This window comes from Streptomyces smaragdinus, assembly GCF_009604385.1.
Taxonomy (GTDB): Bacteria; Actinomycetota; Actinomycetes; order Streptomycetales; family Streptomycetaceae; genus Streptomyces; species Streptomyces smaragdinus.
Genome location: NZ_WEGJ01000001.1, coordinates 587,355 through 612,038 on the forward strand (window position 1 = coordinate 587,355; position 24,684 = coordinate 612,038).

Below are 24,684 nucleotides of genomic sequence, written 5' to 3' on the forward strand. Positions count from 1 at the left end.
AACCGCGGGAGTACACGCGGCCCGGGGACCCGGCTCTGGTGAGGTCTAGACAACCCGGGTAACGTCCGATGTCATGCGTACCGACCTGGCCCTTGTCCCCCGTCCCCAGCAGATCGACTTCCCCGGCGACAGCACCCTGCCGCTGTCCGCCCCCGTCCGCGAGACCCGCGTCGGCACCCTGCCCGCGCAGGGCTTCGAGATCGAGATCAGTGACCGCGGCGCGGAGCTGCGGCACGCCGACGACGCCGGGCTGCGGTACGGACGGGCGCTGCTGGCCCAGGTGCGGCAGCAGTCCGAGGGCACCTGGCCGGCGCTGCGGGTGCGGGACTGGCCGGACTTCCCCGTACGCGGCTACATGCTGGACATCAGCCGGGGCCGGGTGCCGACCCGGGCGACGCTCGAGCGGATCGTGGGGCTGCTCGGGCTGCTGCGGATCAACCAGCTGCAGCTCTACACCGAGCACACCTTCGCGTACGAGGGCCACGAGACGGTGTGGCGGGACGTCTCCCCGCTGACCGCCGACGACATGCGGTGGCTCGACGGGCTGTGCGCGGACGCCGGGGTGGAACTGGTGGCGAACCAGAACACCTTCGGGCACATGGAGCGCTGGCTGGCCCACGAGCCGTATCTGGAGCGCGCCGAGCTCCCCGAGGGCTTCGAGCTCTTCGGCCGGCACCGCGGCCCCTCCACCCTCGCGCCCACCCAGGACAACGCGGACTTCGCCCTCGGCCTGGTCGAGGAGCTGCTGGGGCATGTCACGAGCCGCCGGGTGAACATCGGCTGCGACGAGACGTGGGAGCTGGGGCGCGGCGTCAGCGCTCCGGACGCCGAGAAGCGCGGCAAGGGTCAGGTGTACGCGGACCAGCTGCGCCGGCTGCTGGTGCCGCTGCTGGAGAAGGGCTACGAGCCGCAGTTCTGGGGCGACATCATCTCCCACCACCCGGAGCTGGTCGCCGGGCTGCCGGCCGGGGCGACGGCCGTGGCCTGGGAGTACGAGTCGCCCGACATCCGCGCGACGTGGGGCCCGTGGCCGCAGTCGGTGCACGACCGGCTCGCGGGCGCAGGCAACAGCGCCGACCGGCTGGCACCCGGGTTCGCGGAGGTCGCCAAGCCGTTCGCCGAGGCGGGCTACCCGTTCTGGGTCGCCCCCGGCACCTCCACCTGGAACTCCCTCACCGGCCGGCTCGACAACGCCCGCGCCAATCTGCTGGACGCCGCCGAGGCCGGCCGGTCGGCGGGCGCCGGCGGCTATCTGATCACCGACTGGGGCGACAACGGGCATCTGCAGCCGCCGTCCGTGAGCTTCCCGCCGCTGGTGTACGGCGCCGCGGTCGGCTGGGCCACGGACGCCAACCGGGACCTCGAGCTGGGCCCGGTCCTCAACCGGTACGTGTTCGACGACGCCTCCGGCCGGCTGAGCGCCGCGCTCGACACCCTGGGCCACGCCTGGCGGCGCACCGGGCGCCAGGCGTTCAACGCCAGCCCGCTGGCGGCGGCGGTGGTCCCGGCGTCGTATCTGCAGGGCGGCGAGCCGGACGCCGGACGGCTGACGGAGCTGCTCGCGGACCTGGACGCGGTGCTGGCGGACATCGCCGCCGCCACCCCCGGGTGCGCGGACGGCGCCGTGGTCCGCCGGGAGCTGACCGCCGCCGCGCGGCTGGTACGGCACGGGGCGTGGCGGCTGCTGCGGGAGGCGGGCGGCGCGGCGCCGGACGCCGGTGCGCTGGCGGCGGATCTGGCGGAGGCGACCGGGCTGCACCGGGCGGCGTGGCTGGAGCGCAGCCGCCCGGGCGGGATCGAGGCGGGGCTCAAGTCGCTGGCGGCCACGGCGGCGGAGTACGGGGAGAGCTGAGCCGGCGGGCGTCAGGCCCCCTCCGGCGGCTTCCCGTCCACCAGCTCCAGCGCCCCCGCCCCGCCCTCCCGCCGGGCGGTGAGGATCGCCGTCAGGCGGGCGTGCAGGGTGGGCCGGACCAGGGTGCGGGCCTCCTCCGGGGTCGCCAGCCGCCAGCCGGTGAGTTCCAGGGGGTCCAGCCGGATCGCCGCCAGCCGCGCGGCGTCCAGGACGCCGCCGTCGTACACGTGGATCACGGTGTCCGGCATCCCGTCCGCCCGCCGCCAGTCGACGGCGAGCAGCGCGCCGGGGGTGAGCTCCAGGCCCAGCTCCTCCGCGGCCTCCCGCGCGGCGGCCTGCCGCGGGTGCTCCCCGGTGTCGGCCTCGACGCCGCCGCCGGGGAGCTGCCAGCGTCCGTCGTCGGTGTACGCGGGCCGGACGAGCAGCACCCGGCCGTCGCCGTCCGTGCACAGCACGCAGGCCCCCGCGAAGACCTTCGGCCGCCCGGCGAGGTACGACGCGTAGTCCAGCTCCCCCCGCAGCTCCCGCCCCGCCCGGACCACGGGGTCCTGCGCGGCGGCGGACCCGGGCTGCACCACCCCGCCGACCAGATGCGCGACGGACCCCGCCGCGCGGGCGGCGAGCGCGGCGCGCAGCCGGGCGGCCAGCGGGGGCGGCAGCAGCCGTACGGCGTCGGCGGGTTCGTACCAGCCGGCGTCCAGGATCTCGCCGTCGGCGAACCGGATCGCCGCCGCCTGCGCGGCCGTGAGCGGGCCGACGTCGTGCAGATGCGCCACCAGGGCCCGCCCGCGCCCGTCGTCGGGCCGCGCGTCCACCGCGAGGAGCCGGCCGACCGGGACCGTCAGGTCCAGCTCCTCCGCCAGCTCGCGGGCCAGGGTCCGCTGAGGCGTCTCGGCTGCCTCCATGAGCCCGCCGGGGAGCTCGAGGTGGTCCTTGTACGCGGGCGTCAGCACCAGCACCCGCCCCTGCTCGTCGTGCACGATCCTGGTGGCCGTCATCAGCGGCGCCGGGTGGGCGCGGTAATACGCCGCCGCCTCGTCCGCGCCGAAGCGCCGGGGCACGGCGGCCGACCCGTGCCCCGTCAGCAGGGCGGCGGCGAACGCGCGGCGCAGGCCGGGGTTGTCGCGGTACCACTGCCCCAGATGATGGGTGGCGTCCTCGTACACCAGCCGCGTGAACCGCGACCGCTCCCCCAGCGCCCGCGCCACCTCCTCCGTCACCGCCGGCGGGATCACCGCGTCCGCCGCCGGTACGGCCAGCACCGCGCGGCCCGCGAAGTCCCGGTAGGCGTCCAGGGCGGCCGAGTCGCGCCAGCTGTCCGGGGTGCGGATGACGCCGGTGAAGCCGTCGCCGAAGCGCAGCGGCCAGGCCCGGCGGGCGTACACGGCGGGCGCGCCGAGGCCGATGGAGCGGACCCGGGGGCCGTAGTGGGCGGTGAGGTCGGCGACGGTCTGCCCGCTCATGCTGAAGCCGACGAGCACCAGCCCGGCGTCGCCGGCGATCCGTTCGTCGATCACGGACCGCGCCTGTGCGAAGCGGCGTTCGAGGCTGAGCCGGGAGAGTTCGCCGGAGCTGTCGCCGTGGCCGGAGAAGTCGAACGCGAGGGCGTGCACGCCGCGTTCCGCGAGATCGCGCAGCAGCCCGGTGAACCGGTCCTTGCTGCTCTGCCCCGCCCCGTGCATCAGCACCGCGGCCGTGCCGCCGGAGCCGGTCTCCACCCCGCTCAGCCGTTCCCCGTCCGCCTCCACCACGAACCGTTTCACCGGACTCCTTCCGCCGCCGCGCCTCTTCCGGCAGCGTAGACGCTGCTCGGTGACACAAGGGGGCGCCTGGCCCGAGCAGACCCGCGGCGGAACGTGTGGCCGCCCTGGCTATCGGGGTACCTGAGAGCTGTCCGCACACTTACGCTCTACGCGCGAAGAAGTGGGTTCGCGGACAGCTCTCAGCGACATCGGGCACCACCACCGGCTGCGCCACCGCGCACGGACACGACGAGAGGAATTGCCGTGGCTCACCCCCCTGCCGGGATCCCGGGGTTCGAACTGGACGCACTGTGGGACGAGTTCCACCAGACCGTGAACATGACCGCGCGGGAGCTGGCCTCCTGGCTGCTGTCGACTGCCGCGCACGAGACGGACGGGGAGGAGGTGTCCCGGCACACCGGCCGCCATGTGCTGAGAATCCTGCGCAAGCGCCGCTCCGAGCTGACCGCCGAGGACGTCGACGTGATGTACGTCGTGGTCGACACGGTGACCGCGCAGCGGCGCGCGCAGGTGCCGGCCGGCGGCCGCGAACAGTGGCGGAGCCGGCTGATGTGCCTCGGCCACGACCCCGTCAGACAGCTCTGACGGGGCGCCGGTCTCAGCCCCGGCGCAGGAACGCCCTCAGCCGGGTCAGGGTCCAGGTGTTGATGACCTCGGCCTTCGTCACCCAGCCCCGCCGGGCGGTGCCGACGCCGTAGCGCAGCTGTGCCAGATCGGGTACGGAGTGGGCGTCGCTGTCGATCGAGAACAGCACGCCGTGCCGCCGGGCGCGCAGGATCAGCTCGTCCGGCAGGTCCAGCCGGTGCGGCTGCGCGTTGATCTCCAGGGCGGTGCGGGAGTGGGCGCAGGCCTCGAAGACCTCGTCCCAGTCGGCGTCGATGCCGCCGCGTTTGCCGAGCATCCGCGCGGTGGGGTGGCCGATGACGTGCACGTGCGGGTTCCCGGCGGCCTTCACCAGCCGCCGGGTCATCGCGGCCCGCGGCAGGTCGAAGTGGGAGTGCACGGAGGCCACGCACAGGTCGAAGCCCGCCAGGAAATCGGCGGGCCAGTCCACCTCGCCGTCCGGGTCGATGTTGAGCTCGGTGCCGTGCAGCAGGCGCAGTCCGCCGCGCCGCTTGCCGAGCGTGCCGTCGAGGGCGCGGACCTGTTCGCGCTGGGCCAGGATCTTGGCCTTCGTCATCCGCTGCATCCGCAGGTCGGGGGCGTGGTCGGTGACGGCGTAGTAGGTGAAGCCGCGGTCCGCCGCCGCCCGCGCCATCTCCTCCAGGGTGCCGAGTCCGTCGGTGAGGTCGGTGTGGGTGTGCAGATCGCCGCGCAGGTCGCCCTCGGTGACGAGCTCGGGGAGTTCGCCGTCCCGGGCGGCCTCGATCTCGCCGCGGTCCTCGCGCAGCACGGGCGGGATCCAGGGCAGGCCGAGGTGTTCGTAGACGTCCTCCTCGCGTTCGGCGGCGACCCGGCGGCCGGACTTGACGCGCGAGAGGCTGTACTCGGAGAGCTTGAGTCCGCGGCGCCGGGCGATCTCGCGGGTGCGGATGTTGTGTTCCCTGGAGCCGGTGAAGTACTGCATCGCCGCGCCCCACGAGTCGGGGGCGACGACCCGCAGATCGACCTGGATGCCGTCGGTCGTACGGATGCTGGTCTTCGTCGTGCCGCGCGCGATGACCTCGGCGGTCACCGGCAGGGCGACGAAGGCCTCCATCAGGGGTCCGGAATCCTGCGCGGCGGCCAGGACGTCGATGTCGCCGACGGTCTCGCGCATCCGGCGCAGGGACCCGGCGTACGCGCACCGTTCGCAGCCCTCGACCCCGGCGAGCGCGGCCGTGATCCGCTCGGCGAGTTCGGTCGCCGTGTCGAGGGGGGCGCGTTCGCCGGAGGCCTTCAGCAGGCCGATGCCGTGGAGCAGTTTCTCCTCGGTCTTCGGTCCGAAGCCCTTCAGGCCGCGCAGCCGCTGCCCCTCGATGGCCTCGGCGAGTTCGTCGACGGAGGAGATCCCGAGCTCGTCGTGGAGGAGCAGCGCCTTCCTGGGGCCGAGCGCCGGTACGCGGGTGAGCTCGCGGACCCCGGCCGGGATCCGTTCGCGGAGCTCGTCGATCTCCGTGACGGTGCCGGTGCGCAGGTATTCGGCTACCTTCCCCGCGATCGACTTCCCGACGCCTGGGATGTCCGTGAGCGCCTTCGCTCCGAGTCCGGCGAGCTCGGCGGGGTGGCCGCCGACCGCCCGGGCGGCGCGTTCGTACGCGCGGGCCTTGAAGGCGTCGCCGCCGGTGATGGCGAGGAGGTCGGCGTACTCCTGGAGCACGGCCGCGATGTCCTTGTTGCCGGTGGCGGCCATGGGGGTGCTCGCTCTCGTGCGGCGGCCGGTGGTACGGCGAAAGCTACCGGGAATCGATCCGTGCGCCGTCTCACCACTCCGGATCTTCCGTAACCGGTGGGACTCCTGATACATGAGTGAGTCATGCCAAGAATCTCGCGTGTCACCCCGGGAATCCCCCGACTGCTGGGCGCCCTCGCGCTCCTGGCCGCCACCCTGACCGCCGGGACCGCCGTCGCGCCCGCCGCGGTCGCCGACCCCGAGCCCAAGGCCCCGCAGGAATTCGTCGCGCTCTCCGACGTCGACCCGACGATCCTGCACGACATCCGCTACCTCACCCGCCACAACTTCATCGGCGACCCGGTCGACGGCTACCGCCAGCCTCTGTGCGTCGTCACCCGCTCCACCGCCGACGCCCTGCACCGGGCCCAGACGGAGCTGCGGAAGGACGGCTACTCGCTGAAGGTCTACGACTGCTACCGCCCGCAGCGCGCCGTCGACCACTTCGTGGCCTGGGCGAAGGACCTGGACGACGAGCGGATGAAGGAGGAGTTCTATCCGCATGTCGACAAGAGCGTGCTGTTCGACGACGGGTACATCGCCGAGAAGTCCGGGCACAGCCGCGGCAGCACCGTCGACCTCACGCTGGTGAAGCTGCCCGCCGCGACGACCCGCCCGTACGTGCCGGGCGAGGAGCTGGCGCCCTGCTTCGGCGCGAAGGAAGACCGCTTCCCCGACAACTCGGTCGACATGGGCACCGGCTACGACTGCTTCGACACCCTGTCGCACACCCTGGACCCCCGGATCCAGGGCGAGCAGCTGGCGAACCGGCTGCTGCTGAAGGACGCGCTGGAGCGGGTCGGGTTCGTCAACTACGCGTACGAGTGGTGGCACTTCACCCACCAGCCGGAGCTGTTCCCGCAGACGTACTTCGACTTCCCCGTCCACCGCCGCTCGCTCAGCGGCCGCTGACACCTCCCGCGTATGGGCACGCCGGCTCCTCGTCCCGCTCCGGCCGGGCGGGGGGCCCGGCGGCGGGCCGCGGGGCGGCGGCGGTGCGCCGGCGCAGCCGCAGGGTGAAGCCCTCGGGCTTGACGGTGAGCAGTTCGGTGACGCGCAGTTCGTACGCGGGGTCGGGGATCAGCTCGTAGCGGTGCAGGAGCAGCGCCAGGACGAGGGTGGCCTCGTGGATCGCGAACTGCCGCCCGATGCAGGCCCGCTCCCCGGTGCCGAACGGCTTGTAGCTGTGCGCCGGCCGCTCCCGTACCCGCCCCGGCGCGAACCGGTCCGGGTCGAAGGACTCCGCGTCCGGCCCCCACACCGCCGGATCGCGGTGCACGCCCGGTATGAGCACGAACGCCCAGTCCCCGGCGGACATCGGATAGCGCCCGCCGAGCATGGTGTCCTCGCGCGCCACCCGGGCGTACGCGGGGGCGGTGGGCCACAGCCGCAGCGACTCGTCCAGCACCCGGCGCACGTAGCGGAGCTTGGCGACCTCCCCGTACGCGGGCTTCGGGTCGCTCTCCTGGCCCCAGGCGGCGTCCACCTCGGCGCGGGCCTTTTCCAGTGCCCCGGGGTTGCGGGAGAGGTAGTACAGGGCGAAGGACAGCGCCCCGGACGTCGTCTCGTGGCCGGCCACCAGGAACGTGATCACCTGGTTGCGGATGTTGAGGTCGCTCAGCTTCTCGCCGGTCTCGGGATGCGGTTCGTTCAGCATCCGCCCGAGCAGGTCGTCGCCGCCGGCGCCGGACTCGCGCCGGGTGCGGATCACCTCGTCGACCAGGTCGCTCATGTACGCCAGCTGCACGTCGTTGCGCCGGTCGGCGCGCCGGGCGCCGAGCAGCCTGCTGATCACCGGGAAGCGGAAGCTGCGCAGCTGGGCGTGGCGCAGGGCGGCGACCATCGCGGCGACGAAGGGATGGGGGCGCTCGCGTTCGAAGGACTGGAAGCTGTAGCCGAAGCCCGTCCGGCCGATGGTCTCCAGCGTCAGCTTGGTCATGTCGGCGGCCACGTCCACCGGCGGCCCATCGGCTTTGGCGTCCCAGTCGGCGATCAGCTCGCGGGCCACGTCCAGCATGACGGGGTGGTAGCTCTCCATCGCGCCGCGGGCGAACGCCGGCAGCAGGATGTCGTGCGCGAGCTGCCAGTTGGGTTCGCTGTTGTACGCCGTGAACAGCCCGTCCCCGGCCAGCCGGCGCAGATTGTCCACGCCCAGGCCGACGTGCTTGGCGAAGCGGGTCTCGTCGGAGAGGTCCGCGGCGAGTTCGGCGCCGGCCACGAGCAGGATCTCGCGGTACAGGAACTTCCGTACGAAGATCGGCCCGAGGCGCCGCGAGAGGGCGATCGAGGTCTGCACCGGCCGCGAGGGCCGGGCGCCGAGAATGTCCCCGAGCAGCGGCAGCCGGTACGGCGGATGCGGGATTGCCTGGGTCTGCACGGCCGTTCTCCCACTCGCCGTTGCTGACAGTGCTTCTACCGGCCCCAGCATCGCGCCCCTATTGAACCGACGTCAAGTAGTGGGCGTTGTCCCGTACGGTCCCCGGACGGCGGGCATGATGGAACCGCGCCACCCGCCGGGAGCCGCGGGGGCGGGGGGACAGGGGGAGAGCATGAGCGTCACACGTCAGCTGCCGGTCGTCTACGTCCGGGGCTTCGCCGGCGGCGCGTCGGGGATCAACTCGGCGGTCGACGACCCGTTCTGCGGGTTCAACGAGGGGTCGGTGCACGTCCGGGTGGGCGCGGGGCGGCGGCCGGTGTTCCACCAGTTCGAGTCACCGATGCTGCGGCTGATGACCGACGAGGGCTATCAGGTGATCGTCCAGGGCAACCAGCGCGGCTATCTGCTGGCGCAGCCCGACAAGTCGGTGCCAACCGCGACCGTGTGGGTGCACCGGTTCTACGACGCCTCGGCGTCCACGTTCGGCACCGGGGGCGAGGCGTTCGTGCTGGAGGACGCGGCGCTGGACCTGTACCGGTTCGTGGAGCTGGTGCTGGCCAAGACGGGGGCCGAGCGGGTGCATCTGGTCGCGCACTCGATGGGCGGGCTGATCTGCCGCTCGATGATGCAGCGTGTGGCGCCGGAGCTGGACGCCCGGCAGCGGCCGGACGCGGCGGCGGATCTCGTGGACCGGCTGGTCACGTATGCGACGCCGCACGGCGGGATCGAGTTCGCGGTGGGCTTCGGGATGCTCGAGCGGATCCGTGACTTCTTCGACATCGCGGGCGCGGAGATCTTCGGCCCCGACCGGATGTACCAGTACCTCACCCCGGACCTGCCCGGCGCCCCGCGGCTGCCCGCACGCCCCGACGGCTGGCGGGCGGTGCGGATGCCGGCGGACGGTTTCCCGGTGGAGCGGATCATGTGTCTGGTCGGCACCGACGCCGCCGACTACACGGTGGGCCTCGGGCCGCCCGCGAAGGCGGTGGGGGTGCGCAGCGACGGGCTGGTGCAGATCGAGGACGCCGCGGTGCGGGGGGCGCACCGCGCGTACATCCACCGCAGCCACAGCGGGCGCTACGGCGTGGTCAACTCGGAGGAGGGCTACCAGAACCTGCGGCGGTTCCTCTTCGGCGATCTGCGGGTGGCGGTCGATCTGACCGGGCTGGAGCTCGCCGGCGAGGCGGACGACGACGTGTACTGGCAGCTCGAGACCCAGCTGGCGGTGCGCGGGCTGCCGGTCGTGATGCACGAGCAGACGGCCGCCCACCACTGCCCGGTCCCGCTGCCGCGGCGCCAGGCCACGGACACCGGGCCGCGCGAGGTGCGGCTGCTGACGACGTTCCTGTCCAGTACGGCCCCGCGCCCGCGCGCGGGTGAGGCCCCGCTGGCGACCCTGCGGCACGCCCTGCGCGTACGGCTGCTGTCGGTGCGCGAACACGACGGGATCCTGGGCTTCGGGGACCATCTGGAGCAGACGGCGGACTTTGACGACACCCTCGTCGTGGACATCGCGCCCGGTTCGGGGACGGACAAGCCGCGGGCGTGGGCGAGCTGGAACTCGGCGATCGGGGGCGCGCTGCGGGACTGGGTGCCGGACGGCGCCCCGCTGCCCGACGCGAACCCGGCGCCGGAGTGCTGGGAGGGCGTGGTCCGCGTCCCGGCGACCGCCCGCCCGATCCTGGGCGAAGGCGCCGCGATCCGGCTGCGGGTGACGCCGCAGAGGTGAGTTCCCGCTACTGTGCATCCGTGCGCCGCACCCGACTGACCAGCGAACAGCGCCGCGAGCAGCTACTCGCCGTCGGCGCGGGGCTGTTCGCCGAGCGGCCGTACGACGAGGTGTGGATCGAGGAGGTCGCGGAGCTCGCGGCGGTCTCGCGGGGGCTGCTGTACCACTACTTCCCCACCAAGCGGGACTTCTTCGCGGCGGTCGTACGGGCGGAGAGCGAGCGGATCCTGGCGCTCACCGAGCCCGATCCGGCGCTGGGAGTGCTGGACCAGCTGGTGGCGGGCCTCGACGCGTATCTGGAGTACGTCGAGGCCCACCGCACCGGCTATCTGGTGATGCACCGGGCCGCCGTCTCGGTGGACGAGGGCATCCGCGCCGTCTTCGAGGAGAGCGTGGCGGTCCAGCAGCAGCGGATCGTGGACGCGGTGACCGCCCTGCGCGAACCGGACGACACGGTGCGCGTCGCGGCCCGCGGCTGGCTGATGTTCGTCATCTCCGTCTGTCTGGACTGGCTGGAACGCGCCACGGTCACCCGCGCCGAGCTGCGCGACCTGTGCGCGCGCACCCTGCTGGCGGCCGTCGGGGTGGACGCGGACGGGCGGCCGCTAGGCGCCCAGCACTTCGGGCAGGCCCCACCGGCGTAGCACCTCGGGGACGGTGACCGTGCCGTCGGGGCGCTGGTGCTGCTCCAGCAGGGCCGGGACGAGGCGGCTGGTGGCCAGGCCCGAGGCGTTGAGGGTGTGCAGGTACTCCGCCTTCGCGCCGGGCTCCGGGCGGTAGCGGATGCCGCCGCGGCGGGCCTGGTAGGCGCGGGCGTTCGACACCGAGCTGACCTCCGCGTACGCGCCGAGGCCGGGCAGCCACACCTCGACGTCGTACGTGCTGGCCATCGCGCCCGAGATGTCCTCGCCGGCGAGCTTGGTCACCCGGTGGTGCAGACCCAGGCCCGCGACGAGTTCCTCCGCCCGGGCGAGCAGCTCCTCCTGCACGGCGGCCGATTCCTCGGGGCGGACGAACGCGAACAGCTCGACCTTGTTGAACTGGTGTCCGCGCAGCGTCCCGCGGTCCGCCGCCCGGTGGCTGCCGGCCTCCTTGCGGTAGCAGGGGGTGTACGACACGTACTTCAGCGGCAGTTCGGCGCCGTCGACCGTCTCGCCGCGGTGCAGGTTCACCAGCGCTGTCTCCGCCGTGGGCAGCAGGAACCGCTCGCCGCCGTCCAGCAGGAAGACGTCCTCCTCGAACTTGGGGAACTGGCCGGCCGCGTACCCGGCCTCGCGGGTGAGGAGGTGCGGCGGGAGCACGAACTCGAAGCCGGCCCGGCGGTGGGCGTCCAGGAAGTGGTTGAGCAGCGCCCATTCGAGGTCGGCGCCCGCGCCCCGGTAGACCCAGTGGCCGCTGCCGGCGAGCTTCGCGCCGCGCCGGTAGTCGATCAGGCCCAGGTCCTCGGCCAGCTCCACGTGCGCCTTCGCGGGGAACGTGAAGTCCGGCGGGGTGCCGTGGGTGCGCAGGACGCGGTTGTTCTCCTTGCCGCCGGCGACGACGTCCTCGTCGGGGAGGTTGGGCAGCGCGGCCAGGAAGGTGTGGTGGCGGTCGGCGAGGCCGGTGAACGCGGCCTCTGCCTCCTCCAGCCGTCCGGCGAGGGCCTTGGCGGCGGCGCGCAGCTCCTCGGCGCCCTCCCCGGCCCGGCTCGCGGCGGCGATCTCCCCGGCGAGGCGGTTGCGTTCGGCGCGCAGCCCCTCGGTGGTCGTACGGGCCCTGCGGTAGGCGTCGTCCAGCTCGAGGAAGCCGGTGAGGTCGATGTCCAGCCCCCGTTTGCGCAGGGCGCGGTGGACGCGTTCGGTGTCGGTTCGGATCTCGTTGATGTCCAGCACGGCGGGTCCATTCCTGCGTCCGGAGCACACGCGCTCCGGGGTGGATCCCTGGGAGCGTGGGCGAGAGGGTGCTCGCGGTGCCACCACGCCTTCACCGCCCTGCGGCGGTCTCGTCTCGGCCCGGTGACGGGGGCCGGCCGGCAGGGCATCGGGCCGCCGGGGCGGCGGCCGTTCCTCCCCGCACTCGGGAGGGGATTCGCCCCGGGTCGTGAGGCTGCCTCACAGCGAACGGCAGCTCTCTCGGCTCACGGATCCCGGGCTACTTGTCTCCGTCAACGCGTTGTCCCGGAGTCTAGGCGTCCGGCGGGAAGGCGTCAGCCTCATTTTCCCGCGCGTCTTTCATTGGTCTGGACATGGCAAGCCGTCGGGGTCTACCGTCGGACTTGGTCTAGACCTGCACGCGCACCAGATCCCGCCCGCTCTCGCGGCGGGACGACCCCCCACGTCATGGGAGCGCCTATGCGCCGAAAGATCGTCACCGGACTGACCGCCCTGGGCCTCAGCTGCATCACGCTCTTCGCCACCGGCGGCAGCGCCAGCAGCCACGGCCAGACCACCGCGCCCGTCAGCCGGCAACAGCTGTGCTATCAGCACACCGTCAGGAACTGCGGCCAGATCCAGTGGGAGCCCTGGTCCGTCGAGGGCCAGAAGGGATTCCCCACCCGCGGCCCGGCCGACGGGCATCTGTGCAGCGGCGGCATCGGCCGCTTCGGGGAGCTGGACAACATGCGCGGCGGCGCCTGGCCCGCCACGAGTCTGCGCTCCGGCCAGAGCTACGACTTCGTCTGGCGGCTCGACACCCCGCACGCCACGAGCAAGTTCCACTACTACATCACCCGTGACGGCTGGGACCCCACCGCCCCGCTCACCCGGGCCGCCCTGGAGCCCGCGCCGTTCCTGACCGTCCAGTACGGCGGCCGGATGCCCACCCGGTCGACCATCCACCCGGGCACCATCCCGGCGGGCAAGTCCGGACGGCATCTGATCCTCGCCGTCTGGGACGTGTACGACACGGCCAACGCGTTCTACGCCTGCTCGGACGTCCAGCTCGGCTGAGGACACGGGCCCGCGCGGGTTGCGCCCGCGCGGGCACCGGCTGAGCGAGACTGACGGCATGCTGCTCGCCGACGTGGCCCGCACCTCCCTCGAGATCTCCGCGACCTCCTCGCGCACCGACAAGACCGCGCTGCTGGCCGACCTGTTTCGCGCCACCGAGCCGGACGACGCCCCGATAGTCGTCACTTATCTGGCGGGCCGGCTCCCCCAGCGGCGCATCGGTGTCGGCTGGGCGACGCTGAAGGAGCGCCGCCCGCCCGCCGCCGAGCCGCGGCTGACGGTGCGTGAGGTGCACGAGGCGTTCGACGAGATCGCCGCCGTGTCCGGCAAGGGCGCGCAGACCGAGCGCAGACGGCTCGTGCACGGGCTCATGGACGCCGCGACCGCCGGCGAGCAGGAGTTCCTGCTGCGGCTGCTCGGCGGCGAGCTGCGCCAGGGCGCGCTGGACGCGTTCGCGGCGGACGGGCTGGCCGGCGCGGTGGGCGCGGCGCCCGCGGAGGTGCGGCGGGCGGTGATGCTGGCCGGTGACCTGGGGACCGTGGCGCGGGCGGTGCTGGAGCACGGCCCGGCGGCGCTGGCGGAGTTCCGGCTCACCGTGGGGCATCCGGTGCAGCCGATGCTGGCTCAGACGGCGAAGGACGTCGACGAGGCCCTCGACCGGCTCGGTCCGTGCGCCGTCGAGGAGAAGCTGGACGGCATCCGCGTCCAGGTCCACAAGGACGGCGACACAGTACGGGTCTACACCCGCACCCTCGACGAGATCACCGCCCGCCTCCCCGAGGTGACCCGCACCGCCGCCGCCCTCCCCGCCGCCGCACTGGTCCTCGACGGCGAGGTGCTGGCCCTCGGCCCGGACGGCACACCCCGCCCCTTCCAGGAGACCGCGAGCCGCGTCGGCACCCGCACCGCCCGCCCCGACGTCCCCCTGTCCCCCGTGTTCTTCGACGTCCTCGCCGTCGACGGCCGGGACCTGCTCGGGCTCCCCGTCACCGACCGGCACACGGAACTGGCCCGGATCGTCCCCCAGGAGGCCCGCGTACGCCGCCTCACGGTCACCGACCCCGCGGACGACCGCCAGCGCGCCGCCGCCCGCGCGTTCCTCGACGAGGTGCTGGACCGGGGACACGAGGGCGTGGTGTGCAAGGCCCTCGACTCGGCGTACGTCGCCGGAAGGCGCGGCGCCTCCTGGCTGAAGGTCAAACCGGTGCACACCCTCGACCTGGTGGTCCTGGGCGCCGAATGGGGTCACGGGCGGCGCACCGGGAAGCTGTCGAACCTGCATCTGGGCGCGCGGCGCCAGGACGGCTCGTACGCGATGCTCGGCAAGACCTTCAAGGGTCTCACCGACGCGCTGCTCGCCTGGCAGACGGAGAAGCTGCGGGAGCTGGCCGTCAGCGACGACGGTTGGCTGGTGCGGGTGCGGCCGGAGCTGGTGGTGGAGATCGCATTCGACGGCGTGCAGCGTTCGTCGCGCTATCCCGAGGGCGTGACCTTGAGGTTCGCCCGGGTGTTGCGTTATCGCGAGGACAAGCCGGCGGCCGAGGCGGACACCGTACGGACGGTGCTGGGGCTGCTGCGGGGACGATCCCAGGAGGACCGTTGAGTATCGAACAGGCCCGGCTGCACGCGGCGCGACTGTCCGCCGAGGGCATCCGCGGCATCGCCCTGACCTGGGTGGACAACGCGGGCATCACCCGCGTCAAGACGGTCCCGGTGGCCCGGCTGGCGCAGGTCGCGACCAGCGGGGTCGGCATGTCGCCGGTGTTCGACGTGTTCGTGGTGGACGACTCCATCACCGCCGGCGAGCTGACCGGCGGACCGGACGGTGACCTGCGGCTCTTCCCCGACCTGGACCGGCTGACGGTGCTGGCCGGGCAGCCCGACTGGGCGTGGGCGCCGGTGGACCGCTACGACCAGCGGGGCGTCCCGTATGCGGGCTGCCAGCGCCGTTTCGCGCGGCGGATGACGGAGCTGGCGGCGGGGCGGGAGCTGTCGCTGCGGATGGGCTTCGAGACGGAGTGGGTGGTCGTACGGCCGACGAAGGGCGACGGCCTCGAGTACCCGTGCACGGGCGCCGCCTACGGGATGGCGCGGCTGGCGGAGCTCGCCGGGTATCTGGGTGACGTGCTGGACGCCCTCGCGGCGCAGGGCGTCGAGGTGCTGCAGCTCCATCCGGAGTACTCCCCCGGGCAGTTCGAGGTGTCGGTGGCGCCGGCCGACCCGGTGCGGGCGGCCGATCTGGCGGTGCTGGTACGGGAGACGATCCGGTCGGTGACCCTGGCGCACGGGCTCACCCCGCTGTTCGGCCCGGCGGTGGAGGCGGACGCCGTGGGCAACGGCGGGCATCTGCATCTGAGCGTGTGGGAGGGCGGGCGCAATCTGCTGGCGGACGGGATGACGCCCGTCGGGGAGGCGTTCCTGGCCGGGGTGCTGCGGGAGCTGCCCGCGCTGCTGGCGGTGGGTGCGCCGTCGCCGGCGAGCTATCTGCGGCTGCGGCCGTCGCGGTGGGCGGGCGTGTACCAGTGCTGGGGGGTGGAGAACCGGGAGGCGGCGCTGCGGTTCGTCCCCGGGTGGCACGAGGATCCGGGGGCGGCCAACGCGGAGGTGAAGTGCTTCGATCCGGCGGCCAACCCGTATCTCGCGGTCGGCTGTGTGATCGCCGCCGGGATGGCGGGGGTGGCCGAGGAACTGCGGTTGCCGGCGCCGGTGGCGGGTGATCCGGCGCGGGAGGACACCGAGCGGCGGCTGCCGGACACGCTGGACGAGGCGCTCGCCCGGCTGACCGGGTCGACGGTGCTGCGGGAGGCGATGGGGGCGCCGCTGTTCGACGCGTTCACGGCGGTGCGGCGGGCGGAGATCGAGCTGTTCCGGGACGCGGAGCCCGAGCACGTCGCCGCCGCCACGCGCGGGCGGTACTGATGGACCTTCCGCCGCTGGTCGACCACCACTGCCACGGGGTGATGGACACCGACCCCACGCCGGAGGAGTTCGCGTCGTGTCTGACGGAGTCCGCCGAACCCCCGGCGCCCGGCGCGGACTTCGCCGACTCCCAGCTGGGCTTCGCCCTGCGCCGGTGGTGCCCGCCGGTGCTCGGACTCGAGCCGCACTGTCCGTACGGGGACTATCTGGCCGGCCGCGGCGCCCTGGGTCCGGCGGAGAGCGGGCGGCGGCTGCTGGCCGCCGCCGGGATCGGCACGTTCCTGGTGGACACCGGGCTGCCCGGCACCGGCCCCGGATCGTACGGCGGCGGGACCGAGCGGGAGGTCGTACGGCTGGAGCGGCTGGCGGAGGAGGTGGCACGCACGGCGGCGGACGCGCGGGGCTTCACGCAGGCGCTGGGCGAGGCTATCGCGGCCAAGTCCCGTACGGCGGTGGGCTTCAAGTCGATCGCCGCCTACCGCCACGGACTCGACTTCAACCCGGCTCCCCCGGCCGCCGGCGAGGTACGCGGGGCCGCCGCGCGCTGGCTCGACGCCGGCGCCGGACGGCTCACGGACCCCGTGCTGCTGCGGCATCTGCTGTGGTCGGCGGTACGCACCGGACTGCCGCTCCAGCTGCACACCGGCTTCGGCGACCCGGATCTGGCGCTGCGCCGCTGCGACCCCCTGCTGCTCACGGACTTCGTCCGGGCGGTGCACCCCACGGGCACGCCGCTGGTGCTGTTGCACGGCTACCCGTACCACCGGAGCGCCGGTTATCTGGCCCACGTCTTCCCGCACGTCTACGCCGACGTGGGGCTCGCGCTCAGCCACACCGGGGCGCGGGCCGAGGCCGTGCTGGCGGAGATGCTGGAGCTGACGCCCTTCGGGAAACTGCTGTTCTCCACCGACGCGTACGCGCTCGCGGAGCTGTACGTCGTGGGCGCGGAGCTGTTCCGCACCGCGCTCGGCCGGCTGCTGCGGCGGTGGACGGACGACGGCGACTGGGCGGCGGCCGACGCCGACCGGGTGGCGTACCTGCTGGCGGCGGGGAACGCCCGCCGCGTCTACCGGCTGTCTCCGTGACCGGTAGACGCGGCGGGCGTCCGCTCTCACGGCTGTGCGGCCGGGATCAGGTCCTGTTGCACGCCGCGTAGTCGCCGGAGGGCGACAGGATGGTGAGCGGGCCGGTCCAGTCCCACGGGAGCAGACAGACGTTGTTCAGGACGCCCATCGTGTCTCCGCCGGCGGTCCCGGTCTGGTTGCACGCCGCGTAGTCGCCGGAGGGCGAGAGCGCGGTGAGCGGGCCGGTCCACATCCAGGGAGCGACACACAGGTTGTTGCCGACGCCCATGACGTCGCCGCCGGGGGGGTCGATCTGCTGCGGGGCGGCCGCGAACGTCGGAGCGGCGGACAGGGCGACGGTGGCCGCGGTGAGGCCGATGGCCGTCAGGATCTTGCGCACGGGGGGTCCTTCCCTCGAGTCTGCGGCCCGACCGGATCGCTGCCCGGTCAGGCCCGTACTCGACGAAGCTAGACAGACCGTGCGATTCCGGAACCGTGGTCCGCGGCCGACACGCCGTGCTTCATGCGGATGCCGTACACCGTCCGCCACCTGCGGCGGAGCAGGTCACACCGGCTCCTGCGGTCCACCCGTGAGATCCCGCAGGATGGCCTCCCCGGCCGCCCGGTGGGTGTCGGCGGTGTCCGGGTCCGTGGCCTCCAGGACGGCGGCGATGCCCTCGTGGGCCAGCGCCTCCTCGTACCGGTAGCCGATCCGGGGGGCCAGCTCCAGGGCCTCGCGGTGCAGTGCCAGGGCCTGTTCGGGCAGGCCGGCGAGGCGGCAGGTCTCGCCGTAGCCGTTGAGGAAATGGATCTTCCAGTGTTCCTCGAACAGCTCCTCCAGCAGCGCGAACGCCCGCCGGTGGCTGTCCAGGGCCTCCTCGTGGCGGCCCATGTGCCGCAGGGCGACGCCCAGACAGTTCAGGCACCACGCCTCGTTGTGCCGGTGGCCGTCCTCGCGGGCCAGCTCCAGCGCCGAGGTCAGCTCGGCCACGGCCGCGTCGGGTTCCTCGTCGGCGAGGGCGACGCCCAGGGTGATCCGGGCGGTGAGCGTGTGCGGCCAGGCGGGGTCGGCGTGCGGGATGTCCAGCGCCGCGCGCGCCAGCCGCGCCGCCTCGCCCCGGTGGCCCAGCTGCAGCATCGCCCAGGCCTCGTACGCGGTGGCGTGGGCGGTGCCCAGGGGGAAGTCCGCGTCGGCGTACAGCTTGCCCGCGTGCCGGAACAGCTCGAGGGGCTCCTCCACGTAGCCCTCGTCCCAGCGCAGGCTCGCGCGGCGCATCGTCAGCTCCGCCTCGGCGCGGGTGTCCCCGGTGGCGGCCACCAGGGGGGCGGCCGTGTCGTACGCGGCGCCGGCCTCCGCCATCCGGCCGGCGTTGTAGCGGGCGAAGCCCAGGTCGCTGTGCGCCTCGGCCAGTCGCAGCGGGTCACCGAGGCGTTCCGCGGCGGCCAGGGACCGTTCGAAGAGGGCGTTGAGGTGGGTCGTGCCGCAGCGGCGGGCGAAGTACGCCCGCATGAAGCGCGGCAGTTCGGTCACGTGCGTGTCCGCCCCGACGGCCGCGGCGACCTCGAAGGCGCCCATCAGGTTGCCGTACTCGGTGGTGTACCAGCCGAGGGCGGCGTGCTTGTCGGCGAACCGCGGCAGCTCGCCGGGCGGGCGCCCCGCGGTGGGCGGGCGGCAGGGGGTCAGCGCCGGCATCGCGGCGTCCGCGGCGGCGGCCGCGTGCACGTAGTAGTCGAGCACCCGGCCCAGCGCCTGCTGCCGTTCCGCCGGGGTGTCCTGCTCCTCGCCGGCCCGGCGGGCGTGCTGGAGCACGAGGTCGTGCAGCCGGTAGCGGCCGGCCGCCGGCTGCTGGACGAGGTGCGCGTCCAGCAGGTCCTCGAGCATGGTGCGGGCGGTGCGCAGCGGTACGTCCGCGAGCGCCGCCGCCACGTAGTCGTCGAACGCCGACCCGGGCAGCAGCCCCAGCAGCCGGAACATCCGGCGGCCCGCGCGGTCGAGCTGCCGGACGGACATGGCGAACGCGGTGTCGAACTCGTCGGCGCCCTCCGCCAGCCGGTCGACGAGGACGCCCACCGTCCAGCCCGGCCGGTGCCGCAGCCGGGCGGCGGCCAGCCGCAGCGCCAGCGGCAGCCGCCCGCACAGGCGCAGCACCTCGGCCGTGGCCTCCGGGTCGCGGTCCAGCCGTCCGTCGGCGCCGCTGGCGGCGGCCAGCAGCGCGGCGCTCTCCTCGGTGCCGAGGACGTCGAGGGAGAGCGGGGGCACCTCGTCCAGGCCGAGCAGCCGGGTGCGGCTGGTGATCACGGCGACGGAGTCGCCGGCGCCGGGCAGCAGCGGGCGGACCTGGTCGGCGTCGGCGGCGTTGTCGAGGACGATCACGGCCCGCCGGGCGGCCAGTTCGGACCGCCAGCAGGCGGCCAGGGGTTCGATGCCGCCCTCCTGCGGGATCCGTTCGGAGGGGACGTCGAGCGCGGCGAGCAGGGTCCGCAGCGCGGGGTCGGGGCCGAGCGGTTCGCGGCCGTCGGTGAAGCCGTGGAGGTCCAGGTAGAGCTGGGCGTCGGGGTAGCCGGCGGCGAGCCGGTGCGCGGCGTGCACCGCCAGACAGGTCTTGCCGACCCCGGCCATGCCGTCGACGGCGACCACCCGGTGCGTGTCCACGGCGGCCAGCAGCGCGGCGAGGGGGGCCTCGCGGCCGGTGAAGTCCGGGACGTCGCGCGGGAGGTCGTTGCGCGGCGGGCGCGGTGCGCCGGCCGGGGGCGCCGGGGGATGGACCTGGCGGCTGGTCTTCGGGGGCGCGGGCAGGGGGTTCGCGGCCCGTTCCCACAGGGGGCGCAGTGGGCGCGGGTCGCGTTTGACGAGCCGGCACAGGGCGATCACCGTCGGCCAGGGCGGTACGGTCTGCCCGCTCAGATAGCGCGACAGCGACGACGAGCTGAGGCCCGCGTCCCGTGCGAGGGCTCGTACGCCCAGGCCCGACACCTCCCGCAGCAGCCGCAGCCGGGCCGCCAGTTCGTCCTGCGGATGCGCCGTCCTCGCGCGCTGTTCCCCCGCCATCGTGCTTCCCCGCTTCCCCGTCGTCCCGCCCCGAATCGCCCTGCGGACGCCGAGTCGCCCCAGTTCAGAGCGGCTCCGGCTGTCCCACGGTGTCCCATCTGTCTCGTAAAGGCAAGCGTGTTCGGCTGTGCTGGGGTCGTCCGACGTACCGTGATCCCCGTCGAAGGAGGCACCGTTGACCGCCACCACCGTCACCGAGTCCGCCGCGAACCGCTCGTACCGTGTCGTCCTGCGGCGCAATCCGCGGCTGGCCTGTCTGCTGCTGGGTGATCTGCTGGCGAACGCCGGCACCGGCATGCTGATCGTCGCGATGCCCGTGCAGACCCTGGCCGTGCACGGGGCGGTGGATCCGGCGCTCGCGATCGGTCTGGTGGAGGCGGCGCCGTTCCTGCTCTCCACCGTGCTGGCCCTGACCCTGAGTCTGGGGCGCCTCGCGGTGCCGCCGCGCCGGCTGCTGCTCGCGGACTGCGTGCTGCGGGCGGTGTCGTTCACCGCGCTGGGTGTGCTCGCCGTGACCGGACGGCTGACGCTGCCCGTGCTGGTGGGGGTGCTGCTGCTCGGGAGTACGTTCCGGCTGGCGGGGTCGAGCGGCCGGCGCCTGCTGGCGACCACGCTGGTGGACGACGCGGACCGGTTCGCCGTCAATGGGCTGCTGGGGCTGGGCGGCAGCCTCTCGCTGTACGTCCTCGGGCCGGTGGCCGGCGGGCTGCTCGCGGCGTGGGCGGGCGCGGGGTGGGCGCTGTTCGCCGACGTGTGCGGGGCGCTGGTGCTGCTGGCGGCGGTGCTGCGGTGCACGCCGCGCACGGTGGCCGCCGCGGCGGCGGGCGGGGAGCGGGCGTCGGGGTGGCGGATCCTGCGGCGGCGGCCGGTGGCGGGGCGGCTGCTGGTGGTCGTGTTCTTCTTCAACTTCCTGTACATGCCGGTCGAGGTGGCGCTGCCGCTGTACGTACGGGACTCGCTGCACGGCGACGCCTCCGCGCTGGGGTGGCTGTGGACGGCACTGGGCGCGGGCGCGCTGGTGGGGGCGGCGCTGGTCGACCGGCTGCGTCATCTGCCGCAGCGGCCGCTGCTCGTGACGGTGATCGCGCTGTGGGCGGCGTGTCCGATCGCGCTGGCGTGCGTGGGTACGCAGCCCGCGGCGATGGTGGTGTTCGCGGTCGGCGGGCTGATCTGGGCGCCGTTCACGCCGCTCGCGTACAGCTTCGTGCAGTCGGGCCTCGCCCCCGACGAGCAGCAGCCGGTCGTCACGCTGTGGACGACGGGCTCCACGCTCGCCTCCCCGCTGGGCCTGCTGGCGGGCGGCCCCCTGGTCTCGTGGACGGGCACCACCGCGAGCCTGGTCGTCTCCGGCGGCCTCACGGCGCTGCTGGCGCCGCTGGCCGCGTGGGGCGTACTGGCCCGCGACCAGCGGTGAGACACATGACGGGGCCGGTACGTCACGGGTTGTCCGCGTGCGTCAGGGTCTCCCAGGCCACGAACAGGTCGTCGGTGCCGGCGGGGCGCTGGTGGACGGCGAGGCGTTCGGCCTCGGGCACCTTCAGGCCCATCCGGTTGCGCAGATGGTTCACCGCGACCTCGACGTCCGGGCCCATGTTGGTTTCGATCCTGCCGCCGCACAGCCACGGAGGGGCCTTGTCGCCGAGCTGGTAGCCGGCGTGGAAGTCCAGCGCCGCGCGGACCCGGTCGCTGTTCTCCGACCACAGGTCCACGCCCTGGTGCCAGGCGGTCTCGGCGATATGGGCGGTGGCGGCCAGCGCGTACCCGACGTGCATGAAGTTGCGGCAGGTCTCCTGGCCCAGGCCGTCGACGTAGCGGTTCTGGTCGAACCAGTACGTCCGCAGCTGGGCGGGGGTCTTGAGGGTGCCGCCGGGCGGGGCCTGCGGGACGGGTCCGTCGGAGGCGAGATAGAAGTACGCGGGGACACGGCCGCGGAAGCGCTTGACCGCCCGGTCGAACGCGGGCCGGTCGTCGAGGAAGACGGCGATGCCGATGGCGGCGTCCGTCATGGCCAGGTCCCAGTTGCCGTTGCGGTCGGGCCAGGCGTGCTCCACCTCGGGAAGGTAGGCCGTACGCAGCATCGTCCGGAAGCGGCGCACCTGCGGCCGGCTCCAGCCCTGGTAGGTGTACCGGACGAGTTCCGCGGCGCGCGCCCAGCTGGAGCCCGACCAGGCGGTCTGCAGTCCGGCGTTGTCGTCGGAGTGCCGCTCGATGGTGCCGGACCAGGCGTCCATGATCTGCACGGCCTTCTCGGCGTGCGCCTCGTCGCGGGTGAAGTACCACATCAGCGCCTGGGTGTAGGCGGCGATGGCGTCCTCGCGCTCCTCCGTGCAGCCGCGGCCGGGCTTGCCGTCGAAGGGGCACTTGACGTCCGCGACGGGTTTCGCGGTGTAGCCCATGGAGGCGTACTTGCTCGCGCGCATCGCGGCGTACGCCTCGGTCCACGGCTCGTCGCCGGCGGCCAGATGGCGGCGTACGGCGTCGAGCTGCGCCCGGGTGTCGAGCACGCCGGGGTGGTGGAAGGGCCTGCCCGCCTGTGCCCGGGCGCGGGCGGGCGTGCCGCCGCCGTGCAGCGTCGCGGCGAGGGAGCCGGTCACCGTGGCGGCGGCCGCCAGCGCGACGACCAGCCAGCGGACCCGCTTGCCCCGGCCGTCCTTGCCGTGCCGCCCGATACTCCTGCTGCGCCCCATGTCCGCCATGGCCCACCTCCAGCCTCAAGGCTCGGCCCGCGCGACCGTGTCCGCAGTGCGGCCTGGGCCGAGCGGGTGAGCGGCGGCCGGCGGCGGGTCAGCCGGCGCCCGGGGTGACGAGGCCGGACTCGTAGGCCAGGACGACGAGTTGGGCGCGGTCACGGGCCCTCAGTTTGGTCATGGCGCGGTTGACGTGGGTCTTGGCCGTCATGGGGCTGATCACCATCCGGCCGGCGATCTCGTCGTTCGACAGTCCGCGGGCGACCAGTCCGACGGCCTCGCGTTCGCGGCCGGTGAGCTCGCCCAGCGCGTCGGTGCCGGCGGTGGCGGGCGTCTGGGTGACGTAGCGATTGATGAGCTTGCGGGTGATAGACGGGGCGAGCAGGGCGTCGCCGCGGGCTGCGACCCGTACGGCGTGCAGGAAGTCCTCCGGCACGATGTCCTTGACCAGGAACCCGGCGGCGCCGGCGCGCAGCGCGTCCAGGACGTACTCGTCCATGCCGTAGTTGGTGAGGATGACGATGTGCACCCGGGACAGGGCGGGGTCGGCGGCGATGCGGCGGGTGGCCTCGATGCCGTCGACGACGGGCATCCGGATGTCCATCAGCGCGATGTCGGGCAGATGCGTACGGACCAGCTCCAGGCCCTCGCGTCCGTCGGCGGCCTCGGCGACGACCTCGATGTCGTCCTCGAGGTCGAGGAGCGCGCGGAATCCGCTGCGCAGGAGGGGCTGGTCGTCGACCAGCAGGACCCGGATCACGCGGACCGGTCCACGGGGAGTTCGGCCTGGACGGTGAAGCCGCCCTCGTGGCGCGGTTCGGCGAGGAGCCGGCCGCCCAGGGCGGTGACCCGTTCGCGCATGCCGAGGAGGCCGACGCCGGGCACCGGGGCGGTGCCGGGGGCCGCGCGGCCGTCGTCGTCGACGCGGACGGCGAGGGCGTCGGGGCGGCAGTCGATGCGTACGGAGGCGGTGGCGGCGCCCGCGTGCCGGGCGATGTTGGTGAGGGACTCCTGGACGATGCGGTACACCGTCCGGTCGACGGCGGCCGGTACGTCGTGGCGCTGCCCCTCGATGGTCAAGGTGGCGTCCAGGCCGATGGTCCGGGCCCGCGCCACCAGCTCCGCGACGTCGTCGAGTCCCCGGGGCGGGCTGGTGGTGTCGTCGCGCAGCGCCTCCAGCGTGGCGCGCAGCTCGCGGTTCGCCTCCCGGCCGGCCTCCTGGATCGCCAGCAGCGCCGCCGGGACCTCCTCGCCGCGTTTGCGGGCCACGTGGACGGCGACCTCCGCCTGCACCTTGATGATCGAGATCTGGTGGGTGAGCGCGTCGTGCAGCTCCCGCGCGATGTGCAGCCGCTCCTCGTCGGCGCGGTGGCGGGCGGTCTCCTCCCGGGTGCGTTCGGCCTCGTCGGCCCGCCGCTCGGCCTGGCGCAGCGCCTCGCCGGCCGCGCCGGCGGCGATCAGCCAGGCGAACTGCAGGGCGCCGCGGCTCTGCGCGAACGCCTCGCCGGCGCCGTCCGCGCCGGCGGCCAGCGCCGCGAGGGGCAGGGTCAGCAACATCGCCACGCTGGCCACGACGGTGAGGGCGCGGTGGCCGGCGCGGACGGCCGCGTAGACGGCGAAGAGGTACGCGACGGCCGGCAGGTCGAAGCCGGTGGCCTGGTAGCCCACCGCGGACAGCCCGGTGACGGCCAGGACCGGTACGGGGGCGAGGCGGCGTACGGCCAGCGCCAGGCCGCCGGCGGCCGCGAGCGCGTAGCCGAGCGGGTCGAGCCGGGAGCCCGCATGGTCCGCGGACAGCGCCGTGACCAGCAGGATCACCGCCATTCCGGCGGCGATCCCCCAGTCGGTCGCGCGGATCCGCCCCAAGTCCATGCGGGCACCCTAACGGGCCGCGGGAAGGCGGCGAGTCCTCCGCGGGAGCGAGTGCCCGGCTACCGCGGGCGTGG

General features: G+C 74.0%; 19 protein-coding genes. 10 read left to right on the forward strand and 9 right to left on the reverse strand.

The window, feature by feature from the left end; all coding sequences use genetic code 11:
• Positions 1-73: 73 nt before the first annotated feature.
• Positions 74-1,852: a beta-N-acetylhexosaminidase gene (locus SRB5_RS02830; protein WP_153449729.1), complete on the forward strand. Its 1,779-nt coding sequence runs from the start codon at positions 74-76 to the stop codon at positions 1,850-1,852.
• Positions 1,853-1,863: 11 nt separating this feature from the next.
• Here the strand turns inward: SRB5_RS02830 and SRB5_RS36225 are convergent, their stop codons facing one another.
• Positions 1,864-3,615, reverse strand: a complete 1,752-nt coding sequence (locus SRB5_RS36225; protein WP_323376900.1) for an alpha/beta fold hydrolase — start codon at positions 3,613-3,615, stop codon at positions 1,864-1,866.
• 243 nt (positions 3,616-3,858) lie between these two features.
• Here SRB5_RS36225 and SRB5_RS02850 point away from each other — a divergent pair, with 243 nt between their 5' ends.
• Positions 3,859-4,200, forward strand: a complete 342-nt coding sequence (locus tag SRB5_RS02850; protein ID WP_323376902.1) for a DUF3140 domain-containing protein — start codon at positions 3,859-3,861, stop codon at positions 4,198-4,200.
• Positions 4,201-4,213: 13 nt separating this feature from the next.
• Here SRB5_RS02850 and polX read toward each other — a convergent pair whose 3' ends face one another.
• Entirely contained in the window at positions 4,214-5,947 is a 1,734-nt protein-coding gene (polX, locus tag SRB5_RS02855; RefSeq protein ID WP_153449730.1) for a DNA polymerase/3'-5' exonuclease PolX, read from the reverse strand.
• Between the two features lie 123 nt (positions 5,948-6,070).
• Here polX and SRB5_RS02860 point away from each other — a divergent pair, with 123 nt between their 5' ends.
• A complete protein-coding gene (locus SRB5_RS02860; protein ID WP_153449731.1) occupies positions 6,071-6,898 on the forward strand; it encodes a M15 family metallopeptidase in 828 nt (275 codons plus the stop codon).
• Here SRB5_RS02860 and SRB5_RS02865 read toward each other — a convergent pair.
• Positions 6,885-8,414 carry a cytochrome P450 gene (locus SRB5_RS02865; protein WP_153449732.1) on the reverse strand — a complete coding sequence of 510 codons (1,530 nt, stop codon included), beginning with the start codon at positions 8,412-8,414 and terminating at the stop codon, positions 6,885-6,887. The two genes, SRB5_RS02860 and SRB5_RS02865, sit on opposite strands and share 14 nt — an antisense overlap.
• 121 nt (positions 8,415-8,535) lie before the next feature.
• On the opposite strand from SRB5_RS02865, the gene SRB5_RS02870 reads away from it, so the two are divergent.
• Both SRB5_RS02870 and SRB5_RS02875 read left to right on the forward strand, forming a co-directional pair.
• A complete protein-coding gene (locus tag SRB5_RS02870; protein WP_153449733.1) occupies positions 8,536-10,092 on the forward strand; it encodes an alpha/beta fold hydrolase in 1,557 nt (518 codons plus the stop codon).
• Positions 10,093-10,112: 20 nt separating this feature from the next.
• Entirely contained in the window at positions 10,113-10,736 is a 624-nt protein-coding gene (locus tag SRB5_RS02875) for a TetR/AcrR family transcriptional regulator (protein WP_323376906.1), read from the forward strand.
• On the opposite strand, the gene serS is transcribed toward SRB5_RS02875, so the two are convergent.
• Positions 10,698-11,963: a serine--tRNA ligase gene (serS, locus tag SRB5_RS02880; protein ID WP_323376908.1), complete on the reverse strand. Its 1,266-nt coding sequence runs from the start codon at positions 11,961-11,963 to the stop codon at positions 10,698-10,700. The two genes, SRB5_RS02875 and serS, sit on opposite strands and share 39 nt — an antisense overlap.
• A gap of 459 nt (positions 11,964-12,422) precedes the next feature.
• Between serS and SRB5_RS02885 the strand changes: the two genes are divergently transcribed.
• The 4 genes from SRB5_RS02885 to SRB5_RS02900 are packed head-to-tail and all read left to right on the forward strand — an operon-like array spanning position 12,423 to position 17,023.
• Positions 12,423-13,019 (forward strand): lytic polysaccharide monooxygenase auxiliary activity family 9 protein, encoded by a 597-nt coding sequence (locus tag SRB5_RS02885; RefSeq protein WP_153449734.1) that lies wholly within the window; start codon positions 12,423-12,425, stop codon positions 13,017-13,019.
• Between the two features lie 58 nt (positions 13,020-13,077).
• Positions 13,078-14,622, forward strand: a complete 1,545-nt coding sequence (locus SRB5_RS02890) for an ATP-dependent DNA ligase (protein WP_153449735.1) — start codon at positions 13,078-13,080, stop codon at positions 14,620-14,622.
• Entirely contained in the window at positions 14,619-15,938 is a 1,320-nt protein-coding gene (locus SRB5_RS02895) for a type I glutamate--ammonia ligase (protein ID WP_153449736.1), read from the forward strand. The genes SRB5_RS02890 and SRB5_RS02895 overlap by 4 nt, the downstream gene beginning before the upstream one ends.
• Complete coding sequence (locus SRB5_RS02900) at positions 15,938-17,023, forward strand: amidohydrolase family protein (RefSeq protein WP_153449737.1); 1,086 nt, start codon at positions 15,938-15,940, stop codon at positions 17,021-17,023. The genes SRB5_RS02895 and SRB5_RS02900 overlap by 1 nt, the downstream gene beginning before the upstream one ends.
• A 46-nt stretch (positions 17,024-17,069) precedes the next feature.
• Here SRB5_RS02900 and SRB5_RS02905 read toward each other — a convergent pair whose 3' ends face one another.
• Positions 17,070-17,402, reverse strand: a complete 333-nt coding sequence (locus tag SRB5_RS02905) for a hypothetical protein (protein ID WP_228389691.1) — start codon at positions 17,400-17,402, stop codon at positions 17,070-17,072.
• 165 nt (positions 17,403-17,567) lie between these two features.
• On the reverse strand, positions 17,568-20,051 hold the full coding sequence (locus SRB5_RS02910) for a helix-turn-helix domain-containing protein (RefSeq protein WP_153449738.1): 2,484 nt from the start codon (positions 20,049-20,051) through the stop codon (positions 17,568-17,570).
• A gap of 175 nt (positions 20,052-20,226) precedes the next feature.
• Between SRB5_RS02910 and SRB5_RS02915 the strand changes: the two genes are divergently transcribed.
• On the forward strand, positions 20,227-21,465 hold the full coding sequence (locus SRB5_RS02915) for an MFS transporter (protein WP_228389692.1): 1,239 nt from the start codon (positions 20,227-20,229) through the stop codon (positions 21,463-21,465).
• Between the two features lie 22 nt (positions 21,466-21,487).
• On the opposite strand, the gene SRB5_RS02920 is transcribed toward SRB5_RS02915, so the two are convergent.
• The 3 genes from SRB5_RS02920 to SRB5_RS02930 all read right to left on the reverse strand — a co-directional run bounded on the left by SRB5_RS02920 (position 21,488) and on the right by SRB5_RS02930 (position 24,610).
• Complete coding sequence (locus SRB5_RS02920; RefSeq protein ID WP_153449932.1) at positions 21,488-22,738, reverse strand: alginate lyase family protein; 1,251 nt, start codon at positions 22,736-22,738, stop codon at positions 21,488-21,490.
• 97 nt (positions 22,739-22,835) lie between these two features.
• Complete coding sequence (locus tag SRB5_RS02925) at positions 22,836-23,498, reverse strand: response regulator transcription factor (protein WP_323376910.1); 663 nt, start codon at positions 23,496-23,498, stop codon at positions 22,836-22,838.
• Complete coding sequence (locus tag SRB5_RS02930; RefSeq protein ID WP_153449739.1) at positions 23,495-24,610, reverse strand: sensor histidine kinase; 1,116 nt, start codon at positions 24,608-24,610, stop codon at positions 23,495-23,497. Before SRB5_RS02930 ends, SRB5_RS02925 begins: the two co-directional genes overlap by 4 nt.
• Positions 24,611-24,684: the final 74 nt, after the last annotated feature.